The 11427-nt window shown below is 62.2% G+C and carries 7 protein-coding genes and 1 pseudogene; 5 read left to right on the top strand and 3 right to left on the bottom strand.

Annotated features, from left to right (window positions below):
* The 4 genes and pseudogenes from VFE81_RS00135 to VFE81_RS00120 all read left to right on the top strand — a co-directional run.
* A pseudogene (locus VFE81_RS00135) lies at positions 1-234 on the top strand (polymerase); the annotation flags it as partial.
* Positions 235-258: 24 nt separating this feature from the next.
* Positions 259-1269 carry a glycosyltransferase family 2 protein gene (locus tag VFE81_RS00130; RefSeq protein ID WP_325042647.1) on the top strand — a complete coding sequence of 337 codons (1011 nt, stop codon included), beginning with the start codon at positions 259-261 and terminating at the stop codon, positions 1267-1269.
* Positions 1270-1709: 440 nt separating this feature from the next.
* A complete protein-coding gene (gene waaC / locus VFE81_RS00125) occupies positions 1710-2738 on the top strand; it encodes a lipopolysaccharide heptosyltransferase I (protein ID WP_325042646.1) in 1029 nt (342 codons plus the stop codon).
* Between the two features lie 18 nt (positions 2739-2756).
* Complete coding sequence (locus tag VFE81_RS00120; protein ID WP_325042645.1) at positions 2757-3917, top strand: glycosyltransferase family 4 protein; 1161 nt, start codon at positions 2757-2759, stop codon at positions 3915-3917.
* A 93-nt stretch (positions 3918-4010) separates the two neighbouring features.
* Here the strand turns inward: VFE81_RS00120 and VFE81_RS00115 are convergent, their stop codons facing one another.
* Positions 4011-5084 carry a glycosyltransferase family 4 protein gene (locus tag VFE81_RS00115; RefSeq protein ID WP_325042648.1) on the bottom strand — a complete coding sequence of 358 codons (1074 nt, stop codon included), beginning with the start codon at positions 5082-5084 and terminating at the stop codon, positions 4011-4013.
* 142 nt (positions 5085-5226) lie between these two features.
* Complete coding sequence (gene msbA / locus VFE81_RS00110; RefSeq protein WP_325042644.1) at positions 5227-7020, bottom strand: lipid A export permease/ATP-binding protein MsbA; 1794 nt, start codon at positions 7018-7020, stop codon at positions 5227-5229.
* A 219-nt stretch (positions 7021-7239) separates the two neighbouring features.
* Here msbA and VFE81_RS00105 point away from each other — a divergent pair, with 219 nt between their 5' ends.
* On the top strand, positions 7240-8001 hold the full coding sequence (locus VFE81_RS00105; RefSeq protein ID WP_325042643.1) for a glycosyltransferase family 2 protein: 762 nt from the start codon (positions 7240-7242) through the stop codon (positions 7999-8001).
* A gap of 157 nt (positions 8002-8158) precedes the next feature.
* Here the strand turns inward: VFE81_RS00105 and dnaE are convergent.
* On the bottom strand, positions 8159-11427 hold a 3269-nt coding region (dnaE, locus tag VFE81_RS00100), incomplete at its 5' end, for a DNA polymerase III subunit alpha (protein WP_325042642.1).

Here is an 11427-nt window from a genome sequence, read left to right as displayed (position 1 = left end):
CTCTACTTCAGCCTTTCGGTTTATTTCTGGCGTCATCGCCACGCAAACGATCCGGCGATCCGCGCCGCGGCTTACTCCGGGCTAGCCGTGTCGTTCAGCACCGTCGTCTTCGGACTCACGATTGACGTGCTGGTGCCCGTGATGGTGACGGCCTTGCTCGCTCTGCTGAGTGCCACGTTTCTGGCGATCATCGACTCGCGCAAAGGCGAGTTGTCGAGCTCGGCCGGCCGCTAGCCGCATCGCCATCCAACCCGCCACATGAACAACCGCGCTCCGAACAGCCCTTCCACTGCACAAGCCAAGCCGTTGGTTTCGGTGCTGCTGATCGCTTACAACCAGGAAAAGGTCATCGCCGACGCGGTACGCAGCGTGCTCGCGCAAACGTATACGCCGCTCGAAATCATCATGTCCGACGACGCGTCCAGAGACGGCACCTACGCCGCGATCGAGGCAGCGGTGCGCGATTACAGCGGCCCACATCAGGTGACCACGCGCCGCAACACGGTCAACGAAGGTATCAGCGCACATCTGTCGCGTCTCGCATCCATGGCGCATGGCGAATTGCTGTTCGTCGCCGCCGGCGACGACATGTCGGCACCGAATCGCTGCGAGCGGGTCGTCGAATACTGGCTCGCACACGATGGCCGCCCAGATCTGATCGCGACCGACCTCGCCGACATGGACGAAGCCGGCAATGTGCATGAGCGCATGGAGCCGACCGAACTCGGGGATTATCGGAATTTCGACGATTGGCTTGCCAGGCGGCCGTGGCTGGTCGGCGCAGCGCACACGTGGTCGCGCCGGCTGTTCGAGCGCTTCGGCCCGATGATGCCCGGCTCAGCGGCCGAAGATCAGGTCATGACGTTTCGCGCCATTATCTCGGGTGGCGCACTGAGCCTGCGCGAGCCACTCGTGCGGTACCGGCGCGGCGGTCTTTCGGGCAAGCGCCGGTATCGGACAACGGCTGAGCTGGTTGCGCGCATGCGCCAGGGCAATGGCTTCGCGCTCGTGGAAACTGAACAGATACAGCGCGATGCCGACACTGCCGGCCTCGGAGACCGGATGCGCGCGGCGCTCGAGCCGAAACTCGCGCGTGAGCAGTTCATTCACTCAATGTTCAACGCGCGCGGCATCGGGGAACGCCTGGCGCTCCTCACGGGCAGACGCAATGTGAAGCTGGGACTGCGGATCCGTATGTTTCTCTACACCACCTTCCCCGCGTTCTACGCGCCCGCGCTTTGGATCAAGCGGTTGAAGCGAAAAGGCTGATCGCAAAGTACGTCACGCAGGCCCCCTCGGCGGCGAGCCAGCCGCTTATCTCGACAGCCTCACTCGACGACGCGCTCGCGTGCGTCGACAGCGTCCGGTCGGCACGCGCTACAGTCAGCCGATGATGCACCGGGAGTGGGCACGTAGGTCCTGAGCAAAGGGTTCCCAGCCCCGCAGCGCTGCGCGCTGAAATGCATCGCTCAATGCGGGTCCGGTATAATCGCGCCGTTATCAGATCGCTTCGACCGAACTTTTGTCCGCACGAGTTCCGCTGATTCTCTCTCGAAGCCGATCGTCTGAATGCGCGGCATAACGCGCCAACTCGCGCCAACCCACGCCAACTCACGCCGGCCCGAAGCGTCTTATCCGAGATGCGGCGAAGCGGCTGGCACATGTCCCGACCGGACTGGCCGCCACCGAAATGCCCTACAACTGCGCTGATGAACAGAATCCTAATTGTTAAGGTCACTTCGCTGGGTGACATCGTTCACGGTCAACCAGTCGTATCAGACCTTCATCGAGCATTTCCCGGAATCAAAGTGGACTGGGCTGCGGACGCAGCGTTCGCAGACATTCTTCGCTGGAATCCCGGTATCGATCGTGTCCTCTGTGCCCCGCTGCGGAAATTCAAGAAGCAGCGTAGCGTCGATAGCCTGAAGGCCATTGCCGCATCGATCAGCGAGCTGCGGCAAGAAAAATACGACGCCGTTCTCGACTTACACGGCGTCTACAAGAGCGCGATCATCGCTTTTCTCGCGCGCTCGCGCCGCCGCTACGGCTATACCAAGGCTGATCTCGGCGAGACCGGGGCTGCGTTCGCTTATAACAAGCGCTTTGCACCCAGAGGCGATCTCAATGCATGGGACGGACTGCGAAGCACCGTCAGCCAGACCTTCGGATATTCGATCGATGACGCGCCGCGTTTCGGTCTGAGCATCCCAACGCCGGCCGTTATGCCCAAGGCAGCGAAGCGCGCGCCGTTTGCCCTTTTCTTCCACGCCACATCCAGTGACGAAAAGAAGTGGCCTGTCGGTCACTGGCACAGTATCGGCCGGTCTCTTACAAATCTGGGCATCACGCCTTTGCTGCCGTGGGGTTCGGAGTCGGAACACAAGGACGCTGTCGCGATTGCGGCCGGTATTCCTGGCGCAATTGTGCTGCCCCGTCTGAGCGTGGAAGCGGTCGCGCAGCACATCGACATGGCGGCCCTGATTGTTGGCACGGACACGGGGTTCGTCCATCTCGCGAGCGCTCTGCAAAAACCCACCGTCATGATTTTCACGGCGACCTCGCGACGCCACTTCGGTATCGACGTGCCGGGGCTGTCAACGTCGGTTGGTGACGAGGGACGTCCGGCTTCGATTGACGAAGTGCGAGCGGCCATTGATGCCGTGCTGGGCCGCCCCAAGGATATAAAACAAAGCGATACCGTCGATAGCCAGACGATAGACCCGACACGCAGCGCGTAAGGCAACGCCCTCGACACCATGAATATCTTACTGACAAATTTCCACTCCGGACGGGGCGGCGGCCACGTGACCTATGTGATTGCGATCGCAAAGGCACTCGCTCAGCGCCATTCAATCTCTATTGCAACGCCCTCCACCAGTTCACTGTATCTGGAGGCTCAGGCATTGCCGCATGTGACCTTGGTTCCCATGGACTTTCCGAGCAAAATCAATCAGCTCGGGAGCATGTGGCAGGCAGCGCGCAGCCTTCGGAAACTGATTACGCACGGACAGATCGACATCGTCCATGTCAACGGATCCGCGGATCACCGGTTGGTGATGATCGCGACAGCGCATCTCGGGCGGCGCAAGCCACGGATCATCTTTACGAAGCACAATTCGATCGCCGTCGGCCGCGGTTTCGCCAACATCGTCCGCGCCAGGCGGGCTACACATCACGTGATTGCCGTATCCGATTTCACGGCGTCCATGTTGCGCGATACGCCCTATCAGCGGAACGGCGTGACCGTCGTGAAGAATGGCGTCGATACGTTGCGCTTTTCGCCGCCCGACGCAGAAACGATGCTGCAGCGACGCCGTGAGATCGTCGGGGACGAAAATGCCGGCAAGCTAATCATCGGGACCGTGACAGGGTTCGAATGGTACAAGGGCACCATGGACCTGGTCGCTGCAGTCGCCTCACTGCCCATGCCGCTGCGCGAACAGGTCCACCTCATCGTGGTTGGCCCGGAGCCTACCCGGGAGCAATGGGCCACCATCGATGCGCTCAATATGCGCAGCGCGCTTTCAGTTGCAGGCCTTCTGAACGATGTGCGCCCCCATATTGCCGCATTCGACCTCGGGTTCGTCCTTTCGCACGCTATTGAAACCGTATCTTTTGCCTGCCGGGAAATGATGGCCATGGCCAAGCCCGTGATCGTTTCAAGGTATGCGGGATTGCCGGAAAACATAACCGACGGTGTCGATGGATGGATCGTCGAACCTCAAGCGCCGGCGCAATTGTCCACGCGGCTCGCGGACATCGTCGCCAGACGCTCGGAGATTGAAGCAATGGGCCGGCTGGCAAGGCTGCGGGCAGAAGCCGAATTCAGCGACCGGCATTTCATTGATGGGACAGAAGCGGTTTATCGGCGTGTTTTCGATGCGGGAAAGCCGGCGCCCCGCTACGTCAAGACCTGAACCGCCAGGCGTGACCGGCAGTGTGCCGGTCACTGCCATTGCAGCCAGGCAAGGCGCCCCAGGCCGCCGCCAAGCAGCAACCCGGGTTCCGCCTCATTTGCTGTCGAAAATGCGCTTTGCCAGCGCCAGCAGCGCATCGACGTGACCGGCCACTCGCGCATCGTAGAGAACGGCGTCGCACGCCAACTCGGACGACAGTAGCGCCGGGTTGGCTAGCCGCTGTCGCACCGCGCGTTCGAGTGCCGTCCGCAAGTCGGCGACGTCGTCCGGCGCGAACACGAACTTCGCGTGCTCCGCGATCGCGTCACAGCAACCGATACTCGACGGCAAGATCACCGGCGTGCCGCACATCACCGATTCGACGCCGACCAGCCCGAACGGCTCATACTTCGAAGCAAGAATCGTGAAATCGGCGGCACGATAGGCGTCCTCGATTTCCTTTATATAGCCGACGTAGCGGATCCGCTCGGAGGTGCGCTCCGGCGGCCGCCCTGCGACAGCAAGAACCACCGGAAGCACCGTATCGCGCAGGGCCGCTTCGATCAGCGGCAAACCCTTGCGCTCGTGACTGCTCGACGGAAACAGCAGCACGATCTCCTGATCGGCGAAGCCGAACTTGCGGCGCAGCGTAGCGCGCTGTGCGCTGTCCACCGGCGTGAAACGTGCGCCGTCAACCGGCGGATAGAGCACGCGAATCTTCGCCTCATCAACGCCATACAGTTCGCGCAGTTCGTCATGCATGAGCTTCGAGTGCGCGACGATAACACTCGCCTGCTCGTACTGACGGCGCTCGAGCGCGATCTGCCAGCGGTCCGAACGCCGTTGCGCTCGCCCCGTGGCGCGCAAAAACCCGAGGTGTGTGCCGCCACAGATCGCGATTTCGGACGAATCGACCCGGTTGCAACCGATCAGCACGTCGACTTGCGCCGCCCGGCGCGCCCGGCGCAAACGCCATGAAAACCAGCTGTCGCGCAGCTTGCCGGGCAGCAGCGAGACGTTGATGCGATGCGGCTCGACCATGCGGCTTTCCGGCACCGACGTATCGAAGCGACGCGCAAAAAACGCCGGCTCGATGCCCAGCGCGGCGAAGCCGCACACGAGATCCATCGCATACCGCTCAAGACCGCCGCTATGTTTCAACGCGTTGCTGGAGAGTCCAATTTTCATCATTCAGGCAGCAGCGCGCGAGCGCCCGGTCAAACGGATAAGGAAAGCGGACCGGCACAACCAGGTCACGCGCGCTGCGGTCCTGTCCGTCCGCAGCGCGGCACGGACAGAGGCGAGAACACCTTGAAGGTCTTGCCGCGCTTCACGCTGCGCTCTGCTGGAACTGGATGCGATGCAAATGCGCGTACAGACCATCTTGCGCGAGCAGTTCACGATGACTGCCGCTCTCGACAATACGCCCTGCTTCCATCACCAGAATCCGGTTGGCGCGCTCGATTGTCGACAGGCGGTGCGCGATGACGAGCGTCGTGCGGCCCTTCATCAGCGTTTCCAGCGCGGCCTGCACATGGCGTTCGGATTCCGAATCCAGCGCCGAGGTGGCTTCGTCGAGGATCAGGATCGGCGCGTCCTTGTAGATCGCGCGCGCGATCGCCAGGCGCTGCCGCTGGCCGCCCGACAACATCATGCCGTTGTCGCCGACCAGCGTTTCGATACCGTTCGGCATTGCCTCGACGGTATCCCACAGGTTGGCCGCGTGTAGCGCCGCCTTGACCTTCTCCGGGTCGGCTGTCTGGCCGTAGGCGACGTTGTTCGCCACCGTGTCGTTGAACAGCACCACGTCCTGGCTGACCATCGCAATCTGGCTGCGCAGCGCGGGCAGGCCGTATTCCGGCAGCGCGACGCCGTCGACCAGAATCTCGCCGCCGGTCGGATCGAAAAAGCGCGGCAGCAGATTCACCAGCGTGGTCTTGCCGCTGCCCGAGGGGCCCGCGAGCGCGACCATTTCGCCCGGCGCCACCTTGAAAGACACATGGTCGAGCGTGTGGCGTTTGTGCGTGGCGTTGGCGCCGTACGTGAACGACACGTCGCGGAACTCGACCTCGCCCGACGCGCGATCGAGCGGCTTGCCGCCGCCCTCTGGTTCGGACGGCTCGTCGATCAGGCCGAAAATCAGTTCGCACGCCGTCATGCCGCGTTGCAGCGGCTGATTCACGTCCATCAGGTGTTTAAGCGGCGAGATGATCAGCAGCATCGACGTGACGAATGCGACAAATCCGCCGACCGTGGTTTGATCCGACGACGACTGCACTACCGCGATCGTGATCACCACGGCGAGCGCGATCGACGCGAGGAACTGCGTCAGCGGTTGCGCGAGGCCGCCGGAGACGGTCATGCGCATCGCGTAGCCGCGCAGGCGGCGGCTCATCGACGTAAAGCGGCCCATCTCGTACTGCTCGCCGTTGTTCACCTTGACGACCTTGTAGCCGCCCACGGTTTCTTCGACGATGTACGACAGTTCGTTGGTTAACAGTTGATGCTCGCGATTCAGGCGCCGCAAGCGGCGATTGATCTTGCCGACCAGCCAGCCGATCCCCGGCAGCAACACCGCGACGATCAGCGTCAGACGCCAGTTCAGATAGAACAGATAGCCAAGCAGGAAGAGGACCGTCAGCGAATCGCGCACCAGCGTGACCAGCACGCTCAACAGCACGTTGAGAATCTGGTTCACCTCGAAGACGATCGCGTTGATCACCGTGCTCGCGGTTTCACGCTGGAAAAACGCCACGCTCGAGTGGATCATCCGGTCGAACATCTTCAGGCGCAGTTCGAGCAGGATCCGGTTCGACACGTATGCAAGCAGATAGCCGGACGCGTATTGCGACACCCCGCGGATCAACGCGAGACCGATCACGGCACTTGGCACGAACCACTTGGCGTTGTCGCTGGCATGCACGCCGAAGCCCTTGTCCAGAAGCGGTTTGAGCAAGGCGGGAATCGCCGCGTCAGTGCCCGCGCTCACGGCCATTGCAACGATCGCGCCGATCAACACCCACATGAGCGGCTTGATATACGGCCACAAGCGCCGCATGACGACGGCAGGCGACGACGCCTCACCTGAACCGATGGGTTTGCTTAACGTTGGCTTCGCGCTCAAGGAATCCTCTAGGAATGCGGGACAGCAGCCACGCTTCGGGCGGAATGCCTGCCGCGCGGCGTATCAAAAACAGCATTGTAAACGGTTGGCGACGACGGCCGACGGTTAAGGAAGGGCCGGATTGCCCGGTCACGGCGGCGCTGGAGCGCGGCCCACCGCTTACGCTGTGTATACTTGCGCGACCCATTCCGCACTCCGTACCCTCAACGCGTTCCAGGTATGCAAGAAACCACCCTCGGCGTCGCCATCATCACCAAAAACGCGGCGGCGCGACTGGCCGAATGCCTGCAGGCCGTGGCCTTCGCCGATCAGATCGTCGTGATCGACGGCGGCAGCACCGACGGCACCGCTGATATCGCTCGGGCACACGGCGCGCGCGTGCTCGAGCAAACCGACTGGCCGGGCTTCGGCCCGCAAAAAAACCGTGCTGTGGACGCGCTCAGCACAAGTTGGATTCTCTCGATCGATGCCGACGAGATCGTCTCGCCAGAACTGGCCGCGGCGATCCGCGCGGCACTGGCCGCGCCCACCGCCGATGTATACGCGGTGGACAGGCTATCGAGCTTTTGCGGCCACTGGATTCATCACAGCGGCTGGTATCCGGACTGGATTCCGCGCCTGTTCAAACGTGGTGCCGCGCGTTTCTCCGACGACCTCGTGCACGAGCGCCTGGTGTTCGACACGCCGTCGCAGCGCCTGACCGGCAAGCTAATGCACTACTCCTACGAGGACTTCGAAGGCGTATTGCGCAAGCTCGACGCGTATTCGACAGCGGGTGCGCAGCAACGTCATGCGGCCGGCAAGCGCGGCAGCTTCGGCAAGGCGCTCGGACGTGGCGCCTGGGCCTTCGTGCGAACCTACGTGCTGCGGCGTGGGTTTCTCGACGGCCGCGCGGGCTTCATGATCGCGGTGTTCAACGCGGAAACGGTGTACTACCGGTTCTTGAAGCTGGCGCGGCTGGCAGAAAAGACACGGCAGTAGCAGCCAAGGCTCGTTGACGGGAGCCGACCGCTCATTGTCGGCGCCCCGCATTCGTTGGCCGCGTGCTAGCGGCAACCAGCATGGTCTAGCAACCATAACGTCATGGCCGCAGCTTGCCAGCGGTTTTGCCCACGCAAGCGCGCGGGCAAACCAGACATCAATAAACGATTTCGATCGAGCTTCCGGCAAATTCGCCGCGCAATGCCGCGAGCAGTTCGTCAGTCGGCTTTACGCGCCACGCGTCGCCCAGACGCATTTCACCTTGCGCGTTTTCGCTGCGATAAACCACCTGCACGGCGAGGCCGTTCGGAATCTGCACGGCCTGGCGCTGACCAGCGCCGCCATAACCGCCGCCGTTGCGGCCACCACCGCCTCCATTGCCACCACGCGATGACGCAGCCGGCGCCGGCGCAGCTTGCGGCTCGTCCTTACCCGCGCTATGCGCTTCGAGCACGCGCCGCAACGCCAATGCGTCCGCATTGCCGTTCATCTGCACCTTCACGGCTTCCGCGTAACGACAGCGGGCGCGACCGAGATCCATCACCGTATCCACCGTGAAGCGGATGCCGCCCGTGAATGCGTCGTTACGCGCCTGACCCTGCACCACCAGCAGTTCGTCTTCCTTGAACAGCTGCTTGTGCGCTTCAAAGGTCTCATTGAAGACAGTCACTTCGCATTGGCCGGTGCCGTCGTCGAGCAGCGCAATCAGCATTTTGCCGCGCTGTGTCATCTGCGTGCGCAGCGACGCGATCACGCCTGCAACCAGCTTGTCGCGCCCTTCCTTCAGTTCGCCGATTTTCTGGCGCACGAAACGGCGCACTTCTTCCTTATAGGCATCGAACAGATGGCCCGACAGGTAGAAGCCGAGCGCGGCCTTCTCTTCCTGTAACTTCTTCTTTTCCTGCCATTCCGGCTCGTCGACCAGTTCGTGACCTTGCGACGGTGCGTCGCCCATGTCGAACAGGCCCGCCTGCATCGCATTGGCGCTTGCCTGCTCGGCGGCTTCCATCGCCAGCGAGACCGAGGCGATCAACTGCGCGCGGTTCGCGTGCAGCGTGTCGAACGCACCGGCGCGGATCAATGCTTCCACCGTGCGGCGATTGACGATCCGGCGATCGACCCGGTTGCAGAAGTCGAAGATGTCGATGAACGGACCTTCTTCACGTGCGCGAAGGATTTCTTCGATCGCGTTCTGACCGCTGCCCTTGATCGCACCGAGACCGTAGCGAATCGTTTTGGAACGCTTGCCGTCCGCTTCCGCAACCGGCTCGAAACGGTACGCCGACAGATTGACGTCCGGCGGCAACACGGCCATCTTGTTCGTCAGGCAGTCCTCGAACAGGATTTTGACCTTGTCCGTGTCGTCCATGGCGAGCGACATATTCGCCGCCATGAATTCGGCCGGATGATGCGCCTTCAGCCACGCGGTGTAGTACGCGAGCAGCGCATACGCCGCCGCGTGCGACTTGTTGAAGCCGTAGCCCGCGAACTTCTCCATCAAGTCGAAGATTTCGTCCGCTTTGTCGCCGGTCAGCCCGTTCTTCGCGGCGCCCTGGCGGAACAGCTCGCGGTGCTCGGCCATTTCCTCGGCCTTCTTCTTACCCATCGCGCGGCGCAGCAAGTCAGCACCACCGAGCGAGTAACCGCCGATGATTTGCGCCATCTGCATCACCTGCTCCTGGTAGACCATGATGCCGTAGGTCTCTTTCAGAACAGATTCGACGCGCGGATCCGGATACTCCACCACTTCGCGGCCGTGCTTACGCGCACAGAAGCTCGGGATCAGGTCCATCGGGCCTGGACGGTACAACGCGACCAGCGCGATGATGTCCTCGAAGCGGTCAGGCTGTGCGTCTTTCAGCATGCCTTGCATGCCGCGGCTTTCCAGCTGGAACACAGCGACCGTGTTCGCTTTCTTCAGGATCGAGAACGACGCCGCGTCGTCGAGGGGCACCTGCGCGAGCGACCAGTCTTTCTTCGACGGATCGAGACGGCGGATATAGCGCTCGGCCCAGTCGAGAATCGTCAGCGTGGTCAGACCCAAAAAGTCGAACTTCACGAGGCCGACGGCTTCCACGTCGTCCTTGTCGTACTGGCTCACCACGCCGCTTTCGTCACCCTGCGTGTAGAGCGGGCAGAAATCGGTCAGCTTGCCGGGCGCAATCAGCACGCCGCCGGCGTGCATACCGACGTTACGCGTCAAGCCCTCGACCCGCTGCGCGAGTTCGATCAACTGGTGCACTTCGTCTTCGTTGTCGAAGCGCTCCTGCAAGAGCGGCTCTTCCTTCATCGCGTCGGCGATGGTGACGTGCTTGCCCGGTTTGAACGGAATCAGCTTGGCGATGCCATCAGTGAACATATAGCCGAGATCGAGCACGCGGCCGATGTCGCGCACCGCCGCTTTCGCCGCCATGGTGCCGAAGGTGGCGATCTGCGACACGGCGTCCGCGCCGTACTTCTCCTTCACGTACTGAATCACACGGTCGCGGCCGTGCTGACAGAAGTCGATGTCGAAGTCGGGCATCGAGACCCGTTCCGGATTCAGGAAACGTTCGAACAGCAGGTTGTAGCGCAGCGGATCGAGGTCGGTCACGCCGAGCGCATACGCCACCAGCGAACCTGCCCCCGAACCCCGGCCCGGACCGACTGGCACACCGTTGTTCTTGGCCCAGTTGATAAAGTCCGCAACGATCAGGAAGTAGCCCGGGAAGCCCATCTTGATGATCGTGCCGCACTCGAATTCGAGGCGCTGGTAATACGTTTCGCGCTGCGCCTCGCGCTCGGCGGTATCCGGGTACAGCTGTTCGAGACGCTTTTCGAGGCCCTCTTTCGACAATTGCACGAGGTAGTCGTCGAGCGACATGCCGTCGGGCGTCGGGAAGAGCGGCAGCTTCGGCTTGCCGAGTTCAAGCGTCAAATTGCAGCGCTTGGCGATTTCGACACTGTTGGCGAGCGCTGACGGAATATCCGCGAACAGCCCAACCATCTCTTCTTGCGTGCGGAAATACTGCTCGGACGTAAACCGTTTGGAGCGGCGCGGATTCGCCAGAATGTCGCCTTCGGAAATACACACGCGCGCTTCGTGCGCGGTGAAATCGTCCGGCGTCATGAACTGCATTGGGTGGGTAGCCACCACCGGCAATTTCAGCGACGCCGCGAGCGCAACCGCCTGCTGCACGTATTGCTCGCCGCCCGGCTGACCGCACCGTTGCAGTTCGATATAGAAGCCGCCAGGGAACACCTTTGCCCAATGCAATGCATTGCGTTTGGCCGCTTCTTCGTTGCCGGCGGCGAGCGCGAGACCAATGTCGCCCTGCTGCGCCCCAGACAACGCGAGCAGGCCTTCACCCAGACCGGATTCGAGCCAGCCGGTTTCGACTTCCGCGCGACCGCGATACTGGTTGGTGAGCGATGCCTTGCTGAGCA

Origin of the sequence: Paraburkholderia sp. (assembly GCF_035656215.1) — a bacterium.
GTDB lineage: Bacteria > Pseudomonadota > Gammaproteobacteria > Burkholderiales > Burkholderiaceae > Paraburkholderia.
The sequence above is the reverse complement of the archived record's forward strand: the minus strand, read 5'-3'. Positions and strand labels throughout refer to the sequence as shown.

Excerpts from the sequence above, each read along its gene's own strand:
- VFE81_RS00115 (WP_325042648.1), bottom strand. The coding sequence starts at position 5,084 with ATGAAAATTGGACTCTCCAGCAACGCGTTGAAACATAGCGGCGGTCTT.
- waaC (WP_325042646.1), top strand. The coding sequence starts at position 1,710 with ATGAACAGAATCCTAATTGTTAAGGTCACTTCGCTGGGTGACATCGTT.
- VFE81_RS00130 (WP_325042647.1), top strand. The coding sequence starts at position 259 with ATGAACAACCGCGCTCCGAACAGCCCTTCCACTGCACAAGCCAAGCCG.
- VFE81_RS00105 (WP_325042643.1), top strand. The coding sequence starts at position 7,240 with ATGCAAGAAACCACCCTCGGCGTCGCCATCATCACCAAAAACGCGGCG.
- VFE81_RS00120 (WP_325042645.1), top strand. The coding sequence starts at position 2,757 with ATGAATATCTTACTGACAAATTTCCACTCCGGACGGGGCGGCGGCCAC.